The organism is Planctomycetota bacterium (genome assembly GCA_018242585.1).
In the GTDB taxonomy this organism is placed as follows: Bacteria; Planctomycetota; Planctomycetia; order Pirellulales; family PNKZ01; genus JAFEBQ01.
Genome location: JAFEBQ010000015.1, coordinates 1 through 23566 on the forward strand (window position 1 = coordinate 1; position 23566 = coordinate 23566).

The 23566-nt window shown below is 63.9% G+C and carries 13 protein-coding genes and 1 CRISPR repeat array; of the genes, 6 read left to right on the forward strand and 7 right to left on the reverse strand.

Annotated elements, in window-relative coordinates:
* Nucleotides 1-41 precede the first annotated feature (41 nt).
* A CRISPR array of direct repeats spans nucleotides 42-684; the repeat unit is 27 nt; unit sequence TTCGCCGACCCAATGATCAACCGACAC.
* Between the two features lie 221 nt (nucleotides 685-905).
* A complete protein-coding gene (locus JSS27_08010) occupies nucleotides 906-1901 on the reverse strand; it encodes a thioredoxin family protein (protein MBS0208882.1) in 996 nt (331 codons plus the stop codon).
* Nucleotides 1902-3018: 1117 nt separating this feature from the next.
* On the opposite strand from JSS27_08010, the gene rho reads away from it, so the two are divergent.
* Entirely contained in the window at nucleotides 3019-4350 is a 1332-nt protein-coding gene (rho, locus tag JSS27_08015; GenBank protein MBS0208883.1) for a transcription termination factor Rho, read from the forward strand.
* Nucleotides 4351-4475: 125 nt separating this feature from the next.
* Nucleotides 4476-7007 carry an ATP-dependent helicase HrpB gene (gene hrpB / locus JSS27_08020; GenBank protein MBS0208884.1) on the forward strand — a complete coding sequence of 844 codons (2532 nt, stop codon included), beginning with the start codon at nucleotides 4476-4478 and terminating at the stop codon, nucleotides 7005-7007.
* A 375-nt stretch (nucleotides 7008-7382) separates the two neighbouring features.
* On the opposite strand, the gene JSS27_08025 is transcribed toward hrpB, so the two are convergent.
* Together JSS27_08025 and JSS27_08030 are read right to left on the reverse strand one after the other, a co-directional pair.
* On the reverse strand, nucleotides 7383-8570 hold the full coding sequence (locus tag JSS27_08025) for an aminotransferase class I/II-fold pyridoxal phosphate-dependent enzyme (protein ID MBS0208885.1): 1188 nt from the start codon (nucleotides 8568-8570) through the stop codon (nucleotides 7383-7385).
* Between the two features lie 50 nt (nucleotides 8571-8620).
* A complete protein-coding gene (locus JSS27_08030) occupies nucleotides 8621-9304 on the reverse strand; it encodes a glycosyltransferase (GenBank protein MBS0208886.1) in 684 nt (227 codons plus the stop codon).
* A 291-nt stretch (nucleotides 9305-9595) separates the two neighbouring features.
* On the opposite strand from JSS27_08030, the gene JSS27_08035 reads away from it, so the two are divergent.
* The gene (locus JSS27_08035; protein MBS0208887.1) at nucleotides 9596-13105 is read left to right on the forward strand and encodes a hypothetical protein; all 3510 of its coding nucleotides are present in this window, start codon (nucleotides 9596-9598) and stop codon (nucleotides 13103-13105) included.
* Nucleotides 13106-13171: 66 nt separating this feature from the next.
* On the opposite strand, the gene ald is transcribed toward JSS27_08035, so the two are convergent.
* Nucleotides 13172-14281 (reverse strand): alanine dehydrogenase, encoded by a 1110-nt coding sequence (ald, locus tag JSS27_08040; GenBank protein MBS0208888.1) that lies wholly within the window; start codon nucleotides 14279-14281, stop codon nucleotides 13172-13174.
* Nucleotides 14282-14339: 58 nt separating this feature from the next.
* Nucleotides 14340-15821: a ribosome biogenesis GTPase Der gene (gene der / locus JSS27_08045; protein ID MBS0208889.1), complete on the reverse strand. Its 1482-nt coding sequence runs from the start codon at nucleotides 15819-15821 to the stop codon at nucleotides 14340-14342.
* 262 nt (nucleotides 15822-16083) lie between these two features.
* On the opposite strand from der, the gene JSS27_08050 reads away from it, so the two are divergent.
* Nucleotides 16084-16899 (forward strand): uracil-DNA glycosylase, encoded by an 816-nt coding sequence (locus JSS27_08050; GenBank protein ID MBS0208890.1) that lies wholly within the window; start codon nucleotides 16084-16086, stop codon nucleotides 16897-16899.
* Nucleotides 16900-16965: 66 nt separating this feature from the next.
* Here JSS27_08050 and JSS27_08055 read toward each other — a convergent pair whose 3' ends face one another.
* A complete protein-coding gene (locus tag JSS27_08055) occupies nucleotides 16966-17256 on the reverse strand; it encodes a transcriptional regulator (GenBank protein MBS0208891.1) in 291 nt (96 codons plus the stop codon).
* A gap of 410 nt (nucleotides 17257-17666) precedes the next feature.
* Here JSS27_08055 and JSS27_08060 point away from each other — a divergent pair, with 410 nt between their 5' ends.
* On the forward strand, nucleotides 17667-20474 hold the full coding sequence (locus JSS27_08060; GenBank protein ID MBS0208892.1) for a hypothetical protein: 2808 nt from the start codon (nucleotides 17667-17669) through the stop codon (nucleotides 20472-20474).
* 61 nt (nucleotides 20475-20535) lie between these two features.
* Here JSS27_08060 and JSS27_08065 read toward each other — a convergent pair whose 3' ends face one another.
* Nucleotides 20536-22257, reverse strand: coding sequence for a DUF1598 domain-containing protein (locus JSS27_08065; GenBank protein MBS0208893.1), 1722 nt, complete (start codon nucleotides 22255-22257; stop codon nucleotides 20536-20538).
* Between the two features lie 494 nt (nucleotides 22258-22751).
* Here JSS27_08065 and JSS27_08070 point away from each other — a divergent pair, with 494 nt between their 5' ends.
* On the forward strand, nucleotides 22752-23045 hold the full coding sequence (locus JSS27_08070) for a hypothetical protein (protein ID MBS0208894.1): 294 nt from the start codon (nucleotides 22752-22754) through the stop codon (nucleotides 23043-23045).
* Nucleotides 23046-23566: the final 521 nt, after the last annotated feature.

Sequence of the window (23566 nt, forward strand, 5' to 3'; positions counted from 1 at the left end):
CCACAGGTTCCCGTGCCGTTCACTTGGGCGGGCGTGCTGACGTCGGCGAATTCGCCGTTCCAAAGGACACCGCGCACAGAAGCATCCGCACTCGCGCCCTACGCGGCGCGTTGCGTCGGCGAATTCGCCGACCCAATGATCAACCGACACTCCGGTGGCGAGGCGCATCACGAACTCGGGATAGAAGTCGGCGAATTCGCCGACCCAATGATCAACCGACACGAACAGTTAGAGACATGCCGCGGTTGCGGCAGTTCAAGTCGGCGAATTCGCCGACCCAATGATCAACCGACACTGCCCCAGTGTTTCCCACACCGCCAACCGCTCCAGCGTCGGCGAATTCGCCGACCCAATGATCAACCGACACCTATCTGGACGCGATGGAAGCGATGTTCGAGGTCGAGTCGGCGAATTCGCCGACCCAATGATCAACCGACACTAATCACCGCATGGCTACCCCTCCCCGCCGACCCAATGATCAACCGACACACGAATCCGACCCTGTATTGTTTTTCGCCGACCCAATGATCAACCGACACTGTTCAGCAATCTCCATCTTGACCGAGCCATCAGGTCGGCGAATTCGCCGACCCAATGATCAACCGACACACCACGTTATCGGATTGGTGCTGTTATGAGCGTCGCGACGTCGGCGAATTCGCCGACCCAATGATCAACCGACACCCATGAAGGCGGGGGCGTCGGCCCTTGAAACGCCGAAGACGACGTGGTCGGTTGCCCGGAATCGGTTGTCGATGATTTGCTGTGCGGCGGAACCTGCCCCGCCCGCCGCGGCAGCACCAATCGCTCCCTCGGCACTAACTCTCAATCATCGACAACCAATCACAGGCAACCGACGACACCGTCTCCTCTTGAAATGCGTTTTGGCTCGGCTCGCGGTCGAACTAGCGAATCGTGCCGCTGGCCGAGGTATAGCGATCGGGATTGGCGCGGAACTTGGCCAACGTGTCTGGGCTCTGAAACAAGTAAATCCGCTGCGAGTAGAACACCCCGCAAGCAATCGCGCCGGGAACTTGTTGCTGCTGGTCAATGGCCAAAACCGGGTCGTTGCCGGCCAGGGCCGGGCTGTAATGATCGGGCTGGGCCAAGAAGCGTTGCTGTTCGGCGGGACCGCTGAACAAGTACGTGCGCCCCTGGTGAATCGCGCCCCAGCGCGCGTCTCCAGGAACCCAGTTCTTGCGCTCGACGAGCGCCACCGGACAGTTTCCTTCCAACCCCAGCGGCGGCACGCCCGGCGGCAAGCCGACCGGACCCAAGGGCGCGGCAGGTGAGGCCGCGGCAGATTGATTTGATGTCGCAGCGGTTGGCGTCGCGGCGCCGTAGCCGGTTTGCATTGCTGCCGTGGCATGGGGAGTTGCGGCAGACGCGCTCGGCTGAGCGGGCGCGGCGGGCTGAGTTGTCGGCGCCGGAGGTTGCAACGGGCCGGCTGGCGTACCAGCCAGCAGGCCGGCGAGCGGGCCTTTGCTCTTGGCCCGCAGCGCGCCCTCGTAGATCGACGCGACATACCTCTCGGCGTTCTGCGGGCTTTGCACGCGCTCAACATATTTGCCGTACGAGGTCAGGATGACGTCGGCTGGAATCGCCTTCACACCCCATTGCTGCGCCAGGTCGCGATGGGCGTCGAAATCGAGTTTCACGGCCACGAACGAGTTTTGCAGATCGCTGCCGAAGCCGGGCTTGTTGAAGACGTTTTGTTCAAGCTGCTTGCACGGCTTGCACCAGACAGCGCCGAAGTGAACGATGACCATCTTGTTGGACTGCACTGCTTTTTGCAGCGCGGTGTTCAGATCGGTTTCCCAGGTCAGGCCTTGGGCCCGGGCGGTGCCGGCGCAGGCGAGCGCGAGGATCAACGCGCTGCAGGTTTTCATGACCGATGACATGGCAGTCGGTTCCGGGCTGAAACGAACGCTCATCGCTCGACGCTGTTGCTCCTATATCGGTCGTAGGGGTGGTGACGGTTGCGTAAAATTTGCGGTTCCTGGCTGCTGGCATGGCGGCCCAAGTGTCCGAGGCGAGGTTGCCCCAAGAGCACGGCAGCGCGACCTAAGTCCTTAAATAGTTGGCTTGACAAGGGCTAATGGCCGGTTAAGATTGACCAGCGTTACACGAGTTAATGCCTGCAGAAGGCACTCTCGGCCCGTGGTGGCCCCGAATTGCGGCTGGAAAAGCCAGCAGCGGTGCCAAGCCCGCGGGCCACTGGTTCAGCAAGCGTTTGGCCCCCAAGCGTTTTAGCGTGGACTCCCGCAGGGTAGCGATCGGCGGATCAGGTTTGATTCGCACACGGTCAGTTGCGGACGATACAGCGAGTTTTTCGCCATCGTGAGCTTTCGCGTCCCTGTTGGATGGGCTGGCCCCACACGTATTTTGCCTTTGGCGTTTCGCTAGCGGTGGACCCAGGACGGGTCATCACGCTAGTGCCCCTCCACAAGGCCGGCCAAGGTCCACACGCTTACTCGCCAAATGGTGTGTTTGGCCACAGGTTTTTTGGGGCATTCCGAGCAATCGGAGATGCGTCCACGGCAAGTTCGCATGGCAGGTATTGCCTGAGCGTTTCCGCTCGTCACGGCGTCATGGTGTGCGCGGTGCGAGTTGGTTCGCGGTAGGTCTCGGGTGCGACGAATTGGCATCCCGAGGTTCCCCAGGCATTCCGCCGCAAGTAAGCCGTGGTGTTGAAGCCACGATCGATCGGCGCAGCGCCCGATGAACTGGCGCGAGCGCACGACCGTTGTGGGTCGTAAGTGATGCAATGTTCGCGCGGCACAAATGTGCGCCACGCGCATTCCTGTTGGTTTCTGTCGCCTTAGCGACGGGTTTTTTTCCGCCGCCGGCGCGCTGGTTGCCACTTTATGGCCAGCCCGCGTCCGTCGGTGTCGTCGAGTGCCGGATGATGCAATTGTCGAGCGAAGTCGACTCAGCGCGTGCGGGCCTTCGCGGGCCCAAGCTGGGCAGCCATCGACAGTCCCACGCCGGACTCTCTGTAGCAGGTAAGAAGTTGATATGACCAAGAAGAAGCGGGGACGCGGCCGTGGCCGCGGTCCGGGTGGTGGCGGCGGGGGTGGTGGTGGTTTTCATCACGGCGGCGGTCGGCCTCGACATCATCGCCGACATTTCGGTCAGGGCGGCGGAGGCGTGGGGGGCGGGATGCCACGCGGCGAAGGATACAACCCTTCGTATGAGCCCGAGACCACCGAAAATGGCGAACCGGTGCCGCTGATGCCCGTGGCCGGTGTGCTGGAATTGCACCCCAATGGCTATGGCTTTCTCCGCGACCCCAAAACGAACTACTCGCGCGAGCGTACCGACCCGTTCGTGCCGGGTACGATGATCGAGCGTTATGCCCTGCGCGAGGGCGTGCTGGTCAACGGCATGGCCGCCCATACTCGCAAGCAGGAAGGTCCGCGCTTGCGCGAGATCACCGACGTCGACGGAATCAAGCCGGAAGAATATCCAAACATCAAAGGCTTCGACACGCGGACGCCGATCAATCCCGAATCGTGGCTGCAGTTGGAGATTGGCGCGACGCCGCTGAGCCCGCGCGTGATGGACCTGCTGACGCCGCTGGGCCGCGGGCAACGCGCGTTGATCGTGGCTCCGCCGCGCTCGGGCAAGACCGTGTTGCTCCAGCAGATCAGCCAGTCGATCTCGAAGAACTATCCCGAGGTCAAGCTGTTCGTGATGTTGATCGACGAACGGCCCGAAGAAGTCACCGACATGCAGCGGAGCGTCAATGGCGAAGTCATTGCCAGCAGCCTCGACCGCGATGTCGAAAACCACGTCCGCATTTCGCAACTGGTCGTCGAACGCTGCAAGCGGCTGGTCGAGCTGGGGCACGACGTGTTCTTGCTGATGGATTCGATCACCCGCATGGCTCGCGCCTTTAACAAGTGGGTCGGCAACAACGGCGCCACCATGAGCGGCGGCGTCAACATCAAGGCCCTCGACATCCCCAAGAAGCTGTTCGCCACGGCCCGCGCCTTTGAAGAAGGGGGCTCATTGACCGTCGTGGCCACCGCTCTGATCGACACGGGCAGCCGCATGGACGAGCTGATCTTCCAGGAGTTCAAGGGGACCGGCAACATGGAACTGGTGCTCGATCGCAAGCTGGCTGACCGTCGTGTCTGGCCGGCGATCGACATCAGCCAGTCGGGCACGCGCCGCGAAGAGAAGCTGCTCGATCCGGATACCTTGCACGCCGTGACGATGTTGCGGCGGACCTTGTCGTCGATGCACCATGTCGACGCCATGGAACAGCTCACCAAGCAATTGGGCCGCTTCAAGGCCAATAAAGAGTTCATCAAGCTGATCGCCAGCTCGCGCTCGGACGATTGATCGCATCGGCGATGTCGTATTGAGCGTTGTGAGTTGCAATCACTTGAACAGACAATGCCCCCGGCGAGCGTTCGCCGGGGGCGTCTTTTTTTCGGCGGCGGCTCTTTCCAGTAACGATCCTGCGCATGGCGCTCGCTCCGCTGCCCATCGACGAAGTGCTGCCGCAATTGATCGCGGCTCTGCGCGAGCGTCCGGCAGTGGTCCTTTGCGCGCCGACGGGCGCGGGCAAGACGACCCGCGTGCCGACCGCACTTTGGCAGGCCGGGCTCGCTGGCCAAGGGCGCGTGGTGATGCTCGAACCGCGCCGGCTGGCGGCGCGCGCCGCGGCCACGCGGATGGCGACCGAAACGGGTTTGCAACTGGGCCGCGAGATCGGTTACCAGGTCCGTTTCGAGAATCGCTCATCGGCCGCCACCCGCGTGCTGGTGGCCACCGAGGGGATCGTGCTGCGCCAGGTCCAGGAAGACCCGCTGCTGCAACACGTCGGCGTGGTGATCTTCGACGAGTTCCACGAACGGAATCTGAACAGCGACCTGGCGCTGGCGATGATTCGCCGCGTGCAGCAGGAAGTCCGCCCCGATCTCAAGATTCTGGTCATGTCGGCCACGTTGGCCGCCGAACCGGTCGCCCGCTGGCTGGGTGCCGAGGTGATCGAAAGCCGCGGCCGCTTGTACCCCGTCGAGGTCGAATACACTCGGCACGAGCCGCAGGGGGATCTCGAAGACCTCGTCGCCGCGGGCGTGGGACGTGCGCTCGATGCAACGACGGGTGATGTATTGGCGTTTTTGCCTGGCGTCGGCGAGATTCGTCGCACGGGCGAGCGCTTGAATGGCGTCGCCGGTAAATATGACTTCGACACGCTCGAATTGTTCGGCGATATGCCCCTTGAAGCGCAGCAACGCGTCTTGCAGCCCGGCGAGCGTCGGCGCGTGATCCTGGCCACTAATGTCGCCGAAACGTCGGTCACCGTGGTCGGCGTGACGGCCGTGGTCGACAGTGGTTACGCCCGAGTGCTGCGCCACGATCCGACGCTCGACATGAATCGGCTGCAACTCGAACGGATTTCGCAATCGTCGGCCGCCCAGCGCACCGGTCGCGCGGGTCGCACGGCGCCGGGGCGTAGTTACCGACTGTGGACCGAGCGCCAGCAACAGGCTCTGGCGGCCGAGACGCCACCGGAAATCGAACGTGTCGACCTGGCCGGGGCGGCCCTCGAATTGCTCTGCTGGGGCGAGCGGGACTTGCAGACGTTCCCCTGGTACGAGCGGCCGCGCCCCGAATCGCTTGCCCGTGCGCTGGAGCTGTTAGAGCGCTTGGGGGCCACCGCCGATGGCGTGCCGACGGAACTGGGGCAGGCGATGGTGCGGCTGCCGGTCCATCCGCGCCTGGCCCGACTGTTGATCGACGGCCACCGGCACGGACACCCCGAGATCGCCGCCCGGGCAGCCGCGTTGCTTTCCGATCGTGACCCTTTTTTGCGCACTCGCGAGGCGGCCAGTCACGCCTCGGATTGCGATTTAACCGATCGGATCGCGGCCCTCGACGCCTTTGAACGCTCGGGCGCGCTGCAGCACGCCGCCGGCCGGCTCGATCGGGGGGGCGCGCGGAGCGCCCTGCAAGTGGCCGAACAGCTTGTTCGCAACGTCGGCGAATTGTTTGGCCGGCCGCAGCGGCCTGACCTTGACGCCGACGAGGCGCTGCGCCACGCGCTGTTGACGGCCTTTGCCGATCGGGTGGCGCGCCGCCGTGAGCCGGGTAGTCCTCGCGCCGTGATGGTTGGTGGCCGCGGCGTGCGACTCGATCGGTCGAGCGCCGTGACCCGGGCCGATATGTTCGTTTGCGTCGAACTACAGGAACTCGGTCAGAGCGAAAGCGTCGTGCGTCTGGCCTCGGCCATTGAGCCCGACTGGCTACCGGCCGAGATGCTGTCGACACGAACCGTGGCCCGCTTCGATCGCGAGCGGCAAACGGTCGTGGCCTTCAAGCAGACCTGCTATGGCGACCTGGTGATTCGAGAAACGCCCACGGCGGTCAGCGATGCTGTCGACTCGTCGCAGCTCCTGGCGGCCGAGGCCGGCGAACGATTCGATCAACTGCTCGAAAACGACGACGCGGCCCGGCAATTCATCGCTCGCGTGAATAGCTTACGAACCTGGATACCCGAGTTGGAAATCGCCGAGATCACTGGCGATTGGCTGCGCCAGGAAGTGTTGCCGCGCTGGTGTGAAGGAAAGCGTTCGCTCGACGAGTTGCGGCGCAGCTCGATGTTGCCGTTCATTCAAGCGACGCTCGATCGTGGCGCGCGGCCGGTGAATCTCGATCGGGACGCGCCGACGCACATTGCCGTGCCCAGCGGCAGCCGCATTGCCCTGCAGTACGAGGTGGGCAAGCCGCCGCTGTTGGCCGTGAGGATTCAAGAAGTCTTCGGTCTGCGCGAGACGCCCCGGGTGGCCGCCGGCCGCGTGCCGGTGCTGCTCCACCTGCTGGGACCAAACCTGCGCGTCGAGCAGATCACGAACGATCTGGCCAGCTTTTGGGCCAACACTTACCCGCAGGTGCGCAAGGAGTTGAAGCGGCGCTACCCCAAACACGCTTGGCCCGATGACCCTTACACCGCCCAAGCCGAACGCCGCCCACAAAGAAAGCCGCGCCGTTAGAGCCGTCGAACGCCAACAGCGCCAAGTCCATCACCGAGCACGAAGCAACCCTTCTCCCCCGGGGAGAAGGTGGCCGATAGGCCGGATGAGGGTCCACTCGCCATCGGCAAAGAGTTTGCCAAAGCGCGATTCACAAGGCCCCCGGTCATTGACCGGGGGCTAATGGCGTGTACCGCGGTGCTATTGCCCAAGCGTCATTCGCGCCGTCACGCCGACCGCCAAGATCACCAACACCGTAATCACCAGCACACCCAATAACGCCGACGCCATTGTTCGCATCCTCTGATGGATTCCAAAATCTGCCCGATCACGAGTTCAATAATATAAGCCGCAATCGACGCTAAGGGAATTGCGTCGTTTCGCGGACAATCGGGCTCACACCGCAGCCAGGCCTTCGGCGATCGCCTGCTTGATTTCCTCGCACGACTCAATGCCGATCGACAGCCGCAGCGTTCCTCCTTCGATCCCCAGCGCCCGGCGCGCTTCGACCGATAAGGTGCGATGACTGGTCGAGGCCGGATGCGATAGGGTCGTGCTCAATTCCCCCAGCGACGGGCAGAAGGGCACGCGCCGCGCCGCGGCAATGAACCGGTCGGCCGCTGGTGTGTCGCCGCCGAGCGTGATTGTGACCACCGTGCCGAACCGTTCGCCGAATTGTCGCTGGGCGAGCGCGTGATCGGGATGAGTTGTCAGTCCCGGGTAGTGGACCGCGGTCACTTCCTTGCGCCCGGTCAACCATTTCGCGATGGCCAGGGCGTTATCCGCCGCGCGCTCGAATCGCACGGCCAATGTCGCTAGCCCGCGCCAAGCCAGCCAGCAGTCGAACGGCGGCGCCGAAAGGCCCCAGGTGCCGATCGTGCCGGGAATCCGCTCGAACCACGCGGCCCGGCCGCACAACATTCCCAAAAGCACATCGCTGTGCCCGTTCATCACTTTGGTCAGACTTTCGAGCACCAGGTCGGCGCCCAACTCCAGCGGCCGGCACAGGGCCGGCGAGGCAAAGGTGTTATCGACCAGAAGCGCCGCCCCGTGATCGTGGGCTACTTGGGCCAGCGCCCCAATATCGGCCACGCGCAGCACCGGGTTGCTGATTGTCTCGACGACGACGAGTTTCGTCTGCTTGGTACAGGCCGCACGCACCGCAGCCAGATCGCAGGTATCGACCACCGACGACGCGACACCCCAGCGGGTCAGTTCATCGACCAGCAATTTTAGGCTGCGGCCGTAAAGCTGATTGCTGGCCACCACGTGATCGCCCGGCTTAAGCACCCCCAGCGCCGCGGCCGCCAGCGCCGCCATGCCCGAACTGCACATCACCGCCCGTTCGGCCCCGTGCAGCTCGCGGCACTTTTCGGCCAACATCGCGCCGTTGGGATGGCCGTCGCGGCTGTAGACAAAGCCCGCTTCTTCGCCGGCGAGTAACCGCTCGGCCTGGGACGTGCTTTCACAGCGATAGACGCTGGCCGGGTAGATCGGCGGGGCGTGCGAGTGAATGTTTTCTGGAATCGAAGCCGGCCGCGGGCAAATGTCTTCGGCCTTGGGACGTGGCGAGGGGTCGGGCATGATACGTAGTCGTCGTTGGTTTAATGGCGCAAAGTTGATCGCCATTCATTCTAATCGAGCGGCACGTCGCCGCATCGCGCGCGGACGACGGCTCGGTAAACGTCGAGCAGCTTGTCGCGCCCGGCCGGTGTATTCACGTCGTCACGCGACGTCAGCGTGACCTCGGTTTCGAGTCCAGGAAACGTCTGATGCAGTTGCTGGGCAACGTCATTATTGGGGACCAATATCCGGCCAGCGTTCTCGGCCGTTTCGCGGGCATAGCGGAGCCAGCGCTTGTCGACCGCCAGCAGTTCCAACTCGGCTCCCCACGCTTCGACCACGTAGGGCACACCTGCCTCCAAGGCCAAATGCCCCAGCAGCCAGACATGCTCAGCATGGACCAGATGCGGATTGAACTCCTGAATCTCGTCGTCGAAGACCGTGCGAAGTTGGTCGCGATATTGATCGACTTGCTGATCGGTCAGGCGCGCGAACGACTGGTGCTCGCTGGCCGCCACGAATCGCGGCGCGGCAAACGGTACCATCGCTGTCGTGTCGCCGGCTCGGCAGACCGCGTGACGCAGCGAAACGCCCGCCGACAGCGAGGCCGCGCGCCCTCCAGCCAACTCGCCTGAATCGACCACCAGCAGACGCACCTGGTGCCCCGCCGCCGCTAGCTGCGAGGCCAGTTGCCCGACGCGCCGGCCGACCGGCGCATCGTCCCAGGGCTCGTGACTGGCGATCAGGATTCGCATGGGGCAAGACTGAGACGAAATGGGGCTCAAATACTCGACCGTTGACGTGGCCGCTGGGTACGGCGTGCCATTAGATCACGTCCCCTTAGCTCTCGCTAGCAACCGGTCAGGGACGCACTGCCGGTGCTGGCATTTGGGCCGGCGGCAGTCGATCTAGGTCCGAACTGCCAGCCTCGCTAGAATGCCCCGCCATTTTAGGAAGTTGGCGCGGCAGGGCGAATCTGACTCGCCGCCAGTCTGCTCGCGCCGACGGTCTACTATCTTATCGTCGAATCAAAGCGAGACGCCACGATGGCGACCAAAAAGGTCCGTCGCTCCGGTGAGGATGCCGTTCCGTTCACCCCAGTCAAGCGCAAGCCGCGCGGCGGCCGGCTCTGGCATTGCTTGATCGTGGCGGCGGTGCTGCTGGTGGTGTTTGCGGCCGCGTTTCCAACCGTGGTCTCGCGGACGCCGTTGGGGCAAAAGCTCATTCATCGCGCCACGTCCGACCTGGACGGCAAGTTGGCCGTCGGCAGCTTGTCGATTGGCTGGTGGTCGCCCCTCGCCGCGCGCGACATCGAACTGACCGACGCCAGCGGACAACTGGTGGCGCGTGTGCCGGCAGTGGAGGGCGACAAACGCCTATGGGACTTGCTTTGGTCGCCACATCAGCTGGGCCGCATTCGGGTCACCAATCCGCAACTGAACGTGGTGCTGGACGATCAGTCGAGCAACCTCGAGCAGATGTTCGCCAAGTACCTAACGCCCAGCGATCAGCCCTCGTCGTCGGCGAGCGTACATCTGCAACTTGAAGTGGTTGACGCCACGATCACGGTGAACGATGCCTTGGCACGTCGGCAATCAGAACTGTCGCAGCTCAATTTTCAAGTCATCGTCGACGGCGCTGATGGTGTGTCCGACATTGCCGCTCGCGGCCTGGCCCGTTCGGCTGACGGAGGCGGACCTTTCCAGGCTCAGGTCTCGCTACGCAGCGCCACCGACGCCCACGGTCGGCAAGTGCCGATGGGGCGTCTGGTCCTCCAGGCCCAGGACTTCCCGCTCGGCTTGCCCCAGGTTCTGTTGCGGCGCTTGCAAACCAACATCCAACTCGCCGGTCGGATGTCGAGCGACTTGAATTGTGAATGGGGTTTGGACCAGTCGGGCAATGTCCGCCAATCGGCCAAGGGACAGGTCAACTTTCGCCAACTCAGCATCCTGGTCCCGAAGCTCAGCGGCGAGCCTCTGCGGCTGGCCCAACTGGATATCCCCTGTGATCTGACGTGGGAGAACAACCAGGCCCGGGTCACACGATTGCAGGCCGTGTGCGACATTGGCAAACTGTCGCTGCAGGCCGACGTGGCCGAGGCGGACAAGCTGCTCGATCTGACGGATGCGCGCGAGATCGCGCGGCATCTGTCGCGCGGCAACAACGAACTGCAAATGCGGGTCGACCTGGCCCAGTTGGCCCGGCTGATGCCGCAAACCCTGCGGGTGCGCGACGACACGCAGGTGGCGTCGGGGCAGCTTGACGTCGAACTCAACACGCGGCGCGAGCCGGCGGGGTACACCTGGCTGGGGCGAATCGAAGCCAGCCGGCTGGTGGCCGTCCACGATGGTCGCGAGGTGAGTTGGGATCAGCCGTTGCGGATCGCGTTCGCCGCCCGTGACGAGCAACGCGGGCTGGTGGTCGATCGCTTGCAGTGCCAATCGAATTTCATCCAGGTCGAAGGGGCCGGCACGGCCGACGCTTGCCAACTGAACAGTACGCTCGACCTGCAACGCCTGAGTCAAGAACTGGGCAAGTTCGTCGATCTGTCGAACATCCGCCTGGCGGGGCGCGGCACGGCCCAAATGGCCTGGCAGCGTCAACCCGACGGCGCGTTCCAGACCGGCGGGCAATTAACTGTCGACGGCTTTGAATTGGCGACGGCCGGCGCTGCGCCCTGGACCGAGCAGCAGTTGGTCTTCTCGTTTGGCGCCCGCGGGTCGTTGGACCAGCAGCAAAACCTGCAGCAAGTCGCGTCGGCCCAGGCAAAGCTGGTTTCGGGCACTGATTTAATGTTATTGAACCTATCCACGCCGGTCGCCCATCCGACGGTGGCCACCAGTTGGCCCGTCGAGCTAAGCATGCAAGGAAGCCTGGGCACCTGGCGGCGTCGCTTGACGCCGGCGATTGGGCCCTTGCCCGGGCTCAACGCCGAAGGGCAGATGCAGGTCACGGGTGTGATGCAACTCTCGTCGTCAGTGGTCGATGTCGAAAAGTGCGAACTCTCGGTCACGCCGCTGCAAGTCAACGGGTGGTCGTTGTTCATCGATGAACCTGCGGCCAAGTGTCGGTTGGTCGGGCGCTGGGATCGCGCGCAGAACTTGCTCGATCTGAAAGAAGCGACACTTGAAACGTCGGTCGCGACGCTCCGTTCGCGCGACGCCCGACTGGGGTTGGCAGCCGCTTCGGCTCACCTGACCCAAGGCGAAATCACCGCCGATGCCAATCTGCACAAGCTGCTCGATTGGTTCCAAGACCCGCGCCAGCCGCGTTCGTGGGAAGTGAGTGGGGCGTTCAAGGGCCGGGCGGTATTCAACTACCAGTCGGGCAAGACCACGCTCACGGTCGACGCCAACGCCGAAAACGTGCTGGCCACGCCGCGCGGCAGCCGCCAGTGGCACGAGCCGAGCATTCGCTGGCTGGCCGCGGCGGAATACGACCGCGAGTCCGACAAGATCGAAGTCAAGCAGTGCGAGCTGCAATCCGACATGCTGGCCTTGCAAGTCGCCGGCAAGCTCGAGGAACTGTCCGCGCGGCGGATGCTGCAAGTTGACGGCCGAATCAATTACGACCTAGCCAAGGTGCAACGAATTGTGGCTCCATACGTGGGGCCGAATTTGCAGTTGGCCGGCCAGCAATCGCGCACGTTTTCGTTCGTTGGCCCGTTGAACACGCCGACTGAACTGCTCGATCCCAAGGATCCGAACGCCTGGCTCAAGCCCTTCACCGGGAGGGCCGAGTTGGGTTGGGATTGGATGAATCTGTACGGGCTGAAAATGAACAAGGCGCAGCTGACGTTCGATCTGCGCGAAGGTTGGCTTCGTTGCTTGCCCGTCGAGTTGCCGATTGGCGGCGGGCGCATGAACCTGGCCCCGGTGGCGCGTTTGTCGCCAGCGCCGGCTGAGTTGCAGCACGCGCCGGCGGTATTGCTCGACCACGTCGAGCTAAGTCCCGAGATGTGCGGCCAGGCGATCGCGTACGCCGCGCCGATGTTGGCTGGCGTGACTCACGCGCAAGGGCAGATTTCGCTAGCCATCAGCGACTGTCGCGTGCCGCTTGCCGCTCCGTCGAAGGGGGACCTGTCAGGCAAATTGACGCTGCACTCGGTCGATATTGCCGGCGGCCCGATCATGCAAGAGCTGGCGATGCTCGTGGGCGCGAACTCGGCGTTGCAATTCAAGCGTGAATCGGAAATGCAGTTCCGCATGGTCAATGGCCGCATCTTCCACCAGGGGCTCGAACTGGCCACGCCGACGATGAGCTTCCGTACCCAAGGTTCGGTCGGTCTCGATCAATCGTTGGCGTTGATGGTCGAAATGCCGGTGCCACAACAATGGCTGGGGAACAATCCGATGAGCTCGCCCTTGCGCAATCAATTGTTGCGCGTGCCGGTCGGCGGCACGATTACCCGGCCGGGACTTGACCGGCAAGAACTCGATCGCCAGGCCGGCGAGCTGTTCCGCAATTCGGCGGCCACGGCCGTGCAAGACGGGCTGAACCGCGGGCTCGATGCGCTGCTCGGCCCGGCGGCCCGCCGCGAAGGAAACACGCGGTAAATACTGTTCCCCGTTCGCGCTCGCCCGGCTAATCGCGCGACCGCCGGCCACGAATTTGATCACTCGCTACGCGCTGAACCGGTCGTCGAACGGCAGCTCGAACGTCTCGGCCACGGGCCGGTTCGTCACTCGGCCATCGATGATGTTGATCGCCCGCGCGAGGGGTCGCGAGCGTTCTGCCGCGGCCACGATTCCTCGCTTGGCAATCTGCAGCACCCAGGGGAGCGTTACGTTGCACAGGGCGTACGTGCTGGTGCGCCCGACGGCCCCGGGCATGTTGGTGACGCAGTAGTGGAGCACGTTGTCGACCATGTAGGTCGGCTCGCTGTGTGTGGTGGGGCGGCTGGTTTCGATGCAACCTCCCTGGTCGATCGCCACGTCGATAATCACGCTGCCTGGCTGCATCAGCTTTAGATCTTCGGCCTCGACCAACCGCGGTGCTTTGGCCCCGGGAATCAGAACGGCGCCAATGACAAGATCGGCTCGGCGCAGATGTTCGCGCACCGTGTGCCGGTCGCTGAACAAGCAATCGACATTCGGCGCGGTGATGTCGTCCAGGTAGCGCAGCCGGTCCATGTTCACGTCGAGCAAGGCGATATTCGCGCCGAAGCCGGCCGCCACCTTGGCGGCGTTGGCGCCGACGACACCGGCACCCAGGATCAGGATGTTGGCCGGCGCGACGCCCGGCACGCCGCCCAGCAGAATGCCGCGACCCATTTGCGGCCGTTCGAGGTATTTGGCCCCTTCCTGGATGCTCATGCGCCCGGCCACTTCGCTCATCGGAGTCAGCAGGGGCAAGCGCCCTTGATCGTCGCTGAGCGTTTCATAGGCGACGGCGGTGATGCCGCTGTTAATGATCGCGTCGGTCAAGGCGCGACTGGCGGCGAAATGGAAGTAAGTAAAGACGATCTGCCCGCGGCGCAGACGCGGCCACTCGACCGGCAGCGGCTCCTTGACCTTGACGATCATTTCGGCCGCGGCGAACAGCTCGTCAGCCGTGGCGACGATGGTGGCCCCGTGAGCGGCGTAGTTCTCGTCGGGTATGCCCGAGCCCAGGCCGGCGCCGGCCTCGATCAGCACCTGGTGCCCGGCGCGGCGGAGTTCCTCGACGCCGACGGGCAGCATGGCCACACGATACTCGTCACGCTTAACTTCCTTGGGCACGCCGATGATCATGCGAGGCTCTCAGTCGTTGAGGGGGGGCGGTCAATGCGCGAAATGGCGATGCGGAGAATCATTCCTCGTCGTCGGGCAATTCGTCGAAGTCCGCGTCAGCATCCTCTTGCCAGTCGGTCGGCAAGGGTATTTCCGCGTCGGCCGCTTCTCCTTTGCGTCGTTTGGCAACGGGGACGGCCTGGTCGTCGAACAGCGGCGGTTCCTTCGGCCGTTTCTCTGCTCCGTCGGCGCTGCGCGAGCGCGTGTAAAGCTTGATCGGCACCTCGGCATAGGGCAATCGCTCGCGCAGCGCGCCGATCAGGTATCGCTGATAGTTGGGACTGATGGCCGACGGGTCGCTGCAAAACAGCACGATCGTCGGCGGCTCGATGCCGACTTGCGTGGCGTAATAAATCTTGGGCCGGCGGTTCTTATAGAGCGGCGGCGGGTTGCGCTCGATGACCGCGCGCAGCACTCGATTCAGTTCGCCAGTGGTCACGCGCGTGCGGGCTTGCTTGAACAACATTTGCCCGTGATTGACCAGAGCCTTGATGTTCTTGCCCGTCTGGCCGGTGATGAAGGCGATCGGCACGTGCCGCATGGTGCGGAACTCGTCGTGCAGGTATTGCGCCCACTCCTCGGTCGAAACCTTGCCGGTGTACAAGTCCCACTTATTCACAACGAACACGCAGGGCTTGGAGTTTTCGTCAATGTACGCGCAAAGCTGCTGATCGACCTGGCTGACCGGCTCGGCGGCGTCGAAGAACATGAACACGACGTCGGCGCGGCGGATGCTGCGCTGGGCTCGATGCAGGCTGTAGTATTCCAGGTCGTTTGCCAGACTCTTTCGCTTGCGCAGCCCGGGCGTATCGATGGCCATCATCGCCTGGCCATCGAGTTCGAACCGAACGTCAACGCTATCGCGGGTGGTACCGGGCACTTCGCTGACGATCATCCGCTCGGTCTGTGACAACGTGTTGACAAAGGTGCTTTTGCCGACGTTGCGACGGCCGACGATCGCCACCTTCATCACCGGGTCGGCCGGAGTTTCTTCGTCAACTTGCTTGGGCAAAGCAGCGAAGACCGCGCTCCACAACTCGTCACGGTTGCGCTTTTCCCGGGCGCTAACACGAATGATGGGATCGCGCCCCAGCTTGTAGAACTCGTCGGCTTGCACATCGAGCGACGGGGCGTCGGCCTTGTTGGCCACGCAGATCACCGGAGCCGGTACATTGCGCAGGCGTTGCGAAATATCGCTGTCCATGGGCGTCAGCCCCGCGCGCGTGTCAACCACGAACAGAATCACGTCGGCCGAATCGATGGCGATCTGAATCTGGCGTTCGACGTGTTCGGTCAGGTTGTCCGCGTCGACGATACCGATGCCGCCGGTGTCGACCAACTCGACAAACCGGTCGTCGTATTCGACTAGTTGCGTGACACGGTCGCGGGTCACGCCGGCCCGGTCATCGACAATGGCCAAGCGGCGGCCGGCCAGCCAGTTGAACAGGCTGCTCTTGCCGACGTTGGGTCGACCGACGATGACAACTTGAGGAACGCCCATGACCGGAAAACCTGGCACGCTGGAGGAACGATCGAGCGGCGCTGCCGGCCGCGCTGCATGGCACTCGGCGCACGGGGGCGCGCGAGAAGCTCGCGCCAAAAGACGACCCCGCAGGAGTCATAGGCAGTTTCGCTGCCGTTCATCATAATGCAGCCGCCCCGAGTCCGGTAGGCATCGCGAAATGCCCCGAACTAGCGGCGTGAATGCACCGCTGGGCCGGCTGACAACGCACGGCCCGAGACACCACCAAGGATAACGCAGCATGGCCAAGTCGGCATCGGCACGCAAAGCCGCCGTCCAAACACTCGAAGCGCTGCAGCGCGCCGGCGTGACCCATTTGCCCAAAGCGCGGCGCAAGGTTTCGATTCACCAGGCCGTGCCAACGGAAGAGCCTGCCGCATCGGAAGTGGCCGTGCCAGCGCCGGTAACTTCGCAATCGCCGATGGTAGCGAAAGCGCCCGCGCCGACGGCGAAAGCGCCCGAGAAAGTTGCTTCGCGCGCGACGACGCCGGCCGAAGCTCAGCAACTGCTGGAGGTCATCCGCCCTGAGGTCGTCGCCTGCACACGCTGCACCGAACTGGCCGAGACGCGGACCCAGACGGTGTTCGGCGTGGGAAACCCGCGAGCGCGGCTGGTGTTCATGGGTGAGGCACCTGGTGCCGACGAAGACAAGCAAGGCGAACCATTCGTTGGTCGCGCCGGTCAGTTGCTGACCAAGATCATCGAAGCGTGCAAGCTGCGGCGCGAGGATGTCTATATCTTGAACACGCTCAAGTGTCGCCCGCCGGGGAACCGCAACCCCGCGCCGGACGAAGTGGCCAATTGTCGGCATTTCTTCGAGCGGCAGTTGAGCATTATTCAGCCTGAGTTCCTGGTCTGCCTAGGCGCGATCGCGGCCCAGTCACTGCTCGAGACCGATGTGACCATCGGCCGGCTGCGCGGCACGTTTCACGAGTACCGGGGCATCCAGGTGGTCTGCACTTATCACCCGGCCTACTTGCTGCGCAATCCCAACGCCAAGCGCGACGTCTGGGAAGACATGAAGATGGTGATGCAGCGAATGGGAGTCGAGCTCTAGGCTTGAACCAATCGCCGGACGCGAGAGGGATCGCGCCGGCGACTGGTGGGGAATAGCCTGGCGAGTTTACTCGGCGCTGTCGCCTTCGAGTTGCTGGCGGTATTCATCGCGCTCGCGACGCGTGGCTTCCAGATCGAAGACCAGGTACTTCATGTCGAGCCGCAACTGGCCCAGCGCGTCTTGGACCAGGTTCATGATTTTGCGGCGGCGCTTGGTGCTTTCGACCACGCGACCGACGAGCGGTTCGAGCCGCACCCGGACTTCCAAAGGCATGGCCTCGATGGCGGCCTTGAGCTCGACCACGTCGTAGGGGAGTTCTTCAACGGCGGGACGAGTGGTCGGGGTGACGGTGCTCATGGTTCGCTCCTCGTGGTGTGGTCTCGGTTGCTGTGCAAGGAGGTAAATGCAGCCGCCGTGCCAGAACGTCGACACGGCGCGACTTGTTTTCGGTAACTCGTTGCCCAGCCACTGGTTACGTAAGCCGCCGAATTAACGAGTTGCGGGGCGCACGTGTTGCCGGAACGCCACAACTCGCCTGGAGGCAAACGCCAAGTGCTGATAAATTAACGCCTTACGTCGTTTCCGCCCGTCGCGGCAACGTGTTGCCAAAGGGCAACATCCGCCGACGAGTGAAGGCGCTCGGGCCAACCGGCCACGGAGATGAGCGCACTCGACTGACCGATGGATTGGTTTCCCGAACGATTCGCGGCGGTGTGGCGCACGCGGTGCGCCGTGGTGTCGCGTTCCGCGCTCGCGGTGTTCACCTGATGCCTAACGCGACAACTCAAAGCCTTGCTGGCGCGATCATCGTCGCGATCGGACTATGCTGCGCGCCTGCGTTGGCCCAGCAAGCGCTGCGCGACGGCTTTGAAAGCGCCGAGTCAGCCTGGCGCGACGGCGGCGGCGACGCGCGGTATCGCTTTGACGTCATCGAGCGCGTCCAGCAAGGAGCCCACACGGGTAACGGCTGCGAGCACGTCGAGCTGTCGGCCGGTGGCAATGGCCACTCGGCTTACCTGGTCTATCCGATCGGCAACGCGCCGGTGATCGCCGAATTGAAGCCGACGGTCTGGCTGCGCGGCGATCGTCCCGGGGCGCAAATGTACTTACGGGCCGTGCTTCCCCGGGCCATCGATTCGCGGACGAATCAGCCGATGACGCTGCTGTTGCCGGGCAGCGGCTATTCAACCGTCGGCCAGTGGCAACAACTGCAAGTCGGCGACCCGGCGTCCGCGCTCAAGCAGCAGACCTGGAACCTGCGCGTGCAGCATCGAATGGTGATCGACACGCGCGAAGCGTACATCGATCAGGTCGTGCTGAACCTCTACGTCGGCGACGGCAAATCTCACATGTTCATTGATGATCTGGAAGTGCGCGGCGTCGTCACGCCAGCCAGCGAGCCGGCGTCTGGCACGCCCGCCACGCCGGTGACAATGACGGGGCAGGGGACGACGGACGCCGCGCGTCAGACGGCGGTAGAGTTGTCGAATGGCAGCTTGCTGATCGATGGCCGGCCATTCTTCCCGCGATTTGTCGAGTACCGCGGCGAGCCGCTCCGGCGCTTGCGCGATCTTGGATTCAATGGAGTCGTGTTCGAGACACAACCTGCGGCCGAGCAGTTGCTCGAAGCGCGGCAACTAGGGTTGTGGCTCGTTGCTCCGCCGCCGATGGACGGCGGCGACGGCCCGGTCGGCCGCGACGGCGTATGGGGGGCCGAGTACGACGCGGTGGCGGCCTGGCATCTGGGCTCGGGTTTGACCGATGCCGACCTGGAAACCACGCGTAAGCTGGCCGAGTCGATTCGCCGCCGTGACCGGCGGATGTTGCGACCGCTGGTCGGTATGCCGATCACGCAGCTCATGCCCTACAGCCGGGTGCTCGACGTGGTGGTGTTCGCGCGTGATCCGCTGGGCACGTCCTTCGAGCAGGCCGACTTCCGCGACTGGATTGAACAGCGGCTCCGCCTGGCCCGGCCGGGCACACCTTGTTGGGTAACGGTGCAAACCGAGCTAGCGCCGGAACTGTTCGAGCAAATGACGCTCCTTTCCCAGGGGCGCGCGCAGCCGCCGCGAGTGTCGGTCGAGCAAGCACGCGCGGTCGCCTTTTCGGCCATTGCCGCCGGGGCGCGTGGGGTGGTGTTCCGCTCGAACAATCGGTTGGATGCCAACGACGCGGCCACGCAGTATCGCGCGGCGCTGGTCGAGCTGATGAATCTGGAACTGCAATTGCTTGAACCGTGGACAGCGGGGGGAAGCCAGGTCACCACGGTGTCTGGCGTGCGCTATGACCCGCCCAATCTCAGCGGCGGCCCGCGCCAACTTCGCCCGATGGGCGATCCCAAGCAGATGATCAACCCAACGCTGACCATCAGCCCTGACGTGCAGGGGCTGATGCTCCAGACCGAACGGGCTCGGCTGCTGCTGCCGGTCTGGCAGGGCAAGGGGGCGCAGTACGTTGCTGGTCAGAGCGCCGCCAACAACTTGTCGTTCATTCTGCCAGGCGTGCCCGAGTCGACCGAGGCGTACGAGCTGACGCCCGGTGGGTTGCGTCCGCCATTCAAGCGTCAACGTGTCACCGGGGGCGTGCGGGTCACGTTTGACGAAGCCGGCATGTCGTCGATGGCCGTGTTGACGCAAGACCCGCTGGTCGTGCGCTCGCTTTCGCAGCGCTTGGCCGAAACGGGACGCCGCACGACCGAGTTGCAGCGCTGGCTGGCCGGCGAGGCGTTGACCCAAGCGACCGAAATCGACATTCAACTCACGGCGGCCGGACGACCGGTCCCCGAGGCGACGCCGTACTTCAGCGCCGCCCGGGCGAACATGCAACTCTCCGATCAGCGGCTGGCCGAGAACGATTTGGCCGGCACTGTTCTGGCGGCCCGGCGGGCGCAGCGCCCCGTGCGGCTGGTCGAACGCGCCCATTGGCAGGCGGCCACGCGCTTGTTGCCTTCGCCCGCGTCGAGCCCGCTGGCGGCGTCGATTTCGACGCTGCCTGAACACCTGGTTTTCAGTTCGACCTTGGCGACGATACGATGGCAGCCCAATCGATTGCCCGAGGGAGATTTCGAGGACATTGGCCGGATGGTCAACGCCGGCTGGCAACGGCTGCAATACCCTATCGATGGCGTCAAAGCCGAGGTTGATTTGTCGACGACCTTCCGGCACGGGGGCGTCGGTTGTCTGCACTTGTCGGCCACGCCCTCGGCCGAACGCGGCACCGCGCTGCTGGAAGTGCCGCCCGTCTGGATGACCAGTCCAGCGGTTCAGGTCGAACAGGGGAGCTGGCTGCGCATCTCGGGCTGGGTTTATGTGCCCGGTGCGATCGGCGGCTCATACGACGGCGTGATGATCTACGACTCGCAAACCGGGCCGGCATTGGCCGAGCGGATCGATCAGACCGCTCGCTGGCAGCAGTTTGTCTTGCTGCGTGCGGCCCGCTATTCGGGGCCGTTGACGATCACGATTGCGCTGACCGGGACGGGTGAAGCGTGGATCGATGACGTGATGATTGAAACCGCGCCGGGACCGGCAAGCGGGCCATCGCTCAGCACCGCGCCAAAATGGTCGCCGAGGTGACTTCGGTTGCGCACTTAGCCCCCGGTGACTCACCGGGGGCTAACGATCGTTTACCCTCAGCTTAGTCCCACCACCATTGGCGATTCTCGACCTTGGCGGGCACGATGTACTTGTGACGCGAGTCGAGTTGGCCATCGCGCTCGGTCTTGAGCGTGTCGGCGATTTCGGTGGGCTCGGCGCTGACGCCGCCGCTGATCGCCGCCAGGATGTCCTTCTGGTTGACCACGCGGTGGTTCAACACGGTCTGCACGTTGCGCGGGGCCGGCTCCATCGAGACGGCGACCTGCTTGGGATCGCGGAACGTGACGGCGTGCCAATCGATGCGCTGATCCAGCTTCTCCTGCTTGACGATCGTCGCCACCAGGGCCAGATCGAACACGTTCTGCAGTTCGGCGTAGATCGGGTACTTGGCCGCCAAGGCGTTGAAGTGCTTGGTAAAGTTGTGGGCAAACTCGCGGTTCCACTGATTGGCCTGATCGGTGTGGACTCGCTGGCCTTCGTCGTCGAGCAGCTCATTCTCGCACTGCACGCGGACGCCCTGGCCGCGCCAGCCGTACGATTCGCGGGCCGCGTCGCATTGAACAGCGTCGTAGTTCATGGTGAACCACCAGCGCAGCACGTCGAGTGCCGGCGGGGCCTGGCCCGGGGCGACGCGAATCATGTCCAAATAGCTCGGCACGTCGGCCGTGCCCGGCTCGAGCCCGATGCCGACCAGTTTCATGCGGTAGTCCGCTTCGACCAACACGCGGGCCACGCGGGTCCGCGGGTCGATGCCCGACACGGTGATGTCCTGGGGGCCCAAGGTGTCACGCAGCTTGGCCAGCCAGGTTTCGCGGGCGGCTTTGCCCGGCTTGAGCGGTGTCTTGCTGCTGGCGGCCACGAACTCCTGGGTGCGGGCCAGCGATTCTTGCGAGGGGGTGATCGAGCAGCCGAACCGGCCGGCTTGCGAAGCATCGAGGTGCCGCAACATCACGACCAGGTCTTCCAGGCGCACGACCGGACGCCCCGATTCGTTGCCGACCATGCGACCTTCGACGTCAGTTCGCCAGCCATCAGCCGGACCAGCAATGACCAAATCGCCGGTGTCGGGATAGATGAACAAGTATTCAATTCGTTGGATGCCGGCCAACAGCATCATGGCATCGTCGATCGGCTTGCCGGCGGCGACGCGCAATTGAATCTCGCGCTCCAGACGCGTCAGCGAGACTTTGCGCAGGTTCGACGGGCTTTGCAGCCGGGTCGCACTACCGGTCTTGGCGCCGCTGCGCGCCGAGGCCAGCGTCTTGCTCTTGTCCGTGTCGAGCTTTCGCATCATGCCGCGAGTGTCGACCGAGACTCCGCCACGAAATTCCTTAACGGCGCCCGTGCCGCCGGTGTCGGCCCACGACTGGGGGGCGATGGTTTCCTTGAGCAGGGTGATCAGTGAGTCAAAGTCGGGTACCACGCCGGCCCCTTGCTGGCCGACGGGTGCTGACTGCATTTCGTTCAATGCTTCGCTGCGATAACGATCGTCGCGGACTTGGGCCATGGTCGAAAGCGACGCCTGGCTGGCGCCGGCGTTCCGCTGGGCGGTGGCAACTTGGGCCAGCCAGCGATCCCGCGTGGCGCGGTCGGCCTGGCGGTTGGCCAACTCGATAGCCGAGGAAAACTCGCCGGCGGCGATTTGTTCGTTCAGCAGCTTGGCATCCGCCTCGCTGGCGGAAAGTCGGGCCGTCATCGCTCCGGTGACAAGACCAACGATCAGGGCCCCATGAAACGCGCGACGCCATGCAGCGCAAGCCATAACGATCTTTCCTCTCGACAACATTGACCTGTCAGCGGGTTAACCGCGCGAACGCGCAGCCAGCGCCTCGGTGGGCAACACGGCCCGCGACCGCTCCGTGCCAATGACACCCTGGGCGTCGTGGCCGGCAAAAACAGCGAATCCCTTCCAGACTGTTAAGCGACAGGCCCGGAGTCAAGCTTTTTTGAGAGTTCCGGCCGGAAATAGCCAGGGAGACGACTGGTTTAGGCTTGCCAACGGCTTTTTAGACGCTGGGAGCCAAGAGAAAGTTCCGGCCGGAATGGTCCGTTGTCAGTGGTCCGTGGTCAGTGGTTGTCAGAGCGATTAGCGGCTAGCGATTAGCAGTTAGCCAGAAGCGGAGTGCAACTGACAACGGACCACTGACAACTGACTACCCCAAAAAACAGCGACCCCGGGTAGCGTTGGTCGCCACCCGGGGTCGTCTGGTTTAAGAGCTAGGCGTTCTGCTCAGCTCGTCGGTCAGCAAGGGTTACTTGCCGCACGACGGGGCGGCACAGCAGCTCGGCTCGCAAGCGGCCTTGCAGCTGGGCTCGCAGCACGACCCGCAGCCGCTGTTGCAGCAGCTCGAGCGGTGGAACGAGCACAGCGAACGCAGCCAGTCGCGAACCGGGGTGCCACGGCAGCAGCTGCCGCACGACGATTCGCAGCACGACGGGGCGGCGCAGCAGCTAGGTTCACAAGCGGCCTTGCAGCTAGGTTCGCAAGCAGCAGCGCAGCTCGGGGCGGCGCAGCAGCTCGGTTCGCAGCAGCTTGACTGGCAGCAGTGACGAGCGTGCAGGCGATCAAGCAGGTCGCGGATCGGAGTGCAATGCGACTTGCAGCACGACGATTCGCAGCACGAAGGAGCAGCGCAGCAGCTCGGCTCACAAGCCTTGGCGCAGCAGCTGGGTTCGCACGCGGCCTTGCAGCTAGGTTCACAAGCGGCCTGGGCGCAACAAGTCGGCTCACAGCAGCTCGGCTTGCAGCAGCCGCCGCCGAGCATCCGTTCCATCAGCGTCGCAGCCTGAACATTGGCTGCAAGGCAGGCGATGGCAATCGCCAATGCAAAACGAGCTTTCACGGGAAGTCTCCTAAAGGGGAGTCGCGAGTTCGATGTTTTGGGTCCGATGCCCAATGCTACCGAACGCTATCGACCCCCTTCGTGAACAACCTGGAATCGCAATAGCCCGAATTCCGGTGGTGCCGGTTGCGAAGACTCTGCCATGTACATGGCGCGGGGCGACTAGTGAAACTTTGCGGGCGTCGCTGGTGACGAGTCTGCCGTTAAAGTCAACTTTGTCTCGCCAAA

Bases quoted from the DNA above. Each gene is read 5' to 3' on its own strand.
- JSS27_08010 (MBS0208882.1), bottom strand. From the start codon at position 1,901: ATGTCATCGGTCATGAAAACCTGCAGCGCGTTGATCCTCGCGCTCGCC.
- rho (MBS0208883.1), top strand. From the start codon at position 3,019: ATGACCAAGAAGAAGCGGGGACGCGGCCGTGGCCGCGGTCCGGGTGGT.
- hrpB (MBS0208884.1), top strand. From the start codon at position 4,476: ATGGCGCTCGCTCCGCTGCCCATCGACGAAGTGCTGCCGCAATTGATC.
- JSS27_08025 (MBS0208885.1), bottom strand. From the start codon at position 8,570: ATGCCCGACCCCTCGCCACGTCCCAAGGCCGAAGACATTTGCCCGCGG.
- JSS27_08030 (MBS0208886.1), bottom strand. From the start codon at position 9,304: ATGCGAATCCTGATCGCCAGTCACGAGCCCTGGGACGATGCGCCGGTC.
- JSS27_08035 (MBS0208887.1), top strand. From the start codon at position 9,596: ATGGCGACCAAAAAGGTCCGTCGCTCCGGTGAGGATGCCGTTCCGTTC.
- ald (MBS0208888.1), bottom strand. From the start codon at position 14,281: ATGATCATCGGCGTGCCCAAGGAAGTTAAGCGTGACGAGTATCGTGTG.
- der (MBS0208889.1), bottom strand. From the start codon at position 15,821: ATGGGCGTTCCTCAAGTTGTCATCGTCGGTCGACCCAACGTCGGCAAG.
- JSS27_08050 (MBS0208890.1), top strand. From the start codon at position 16,084: ATGGCCAAGTCGGCATCGGCACGCAAAGCCGCCGTCCAAACACTCGAA.
- JSS27_08055 (MBS0208891.1), bottom strand. From the start codon at position 17,256: ATGAGCACCGTCACCCCGACCACTCGTCCCGCCGTTGAAGAACTCCCC.
- JSS27_08060 (MBS0208892.1), top strand. From the start codon at position 17,667: ATGCCTAACGCGACAACTCAAAGCCTTGCTGGCGCGATCATCGTCGCG.
- JSS27_08065 (MBS0208893.1), bottom strand. From the start codon at position 22,257: ATGGCTTGCGCTGCATGGCGTCGCGCGTTTCATGGGGCCCTGATCGTT.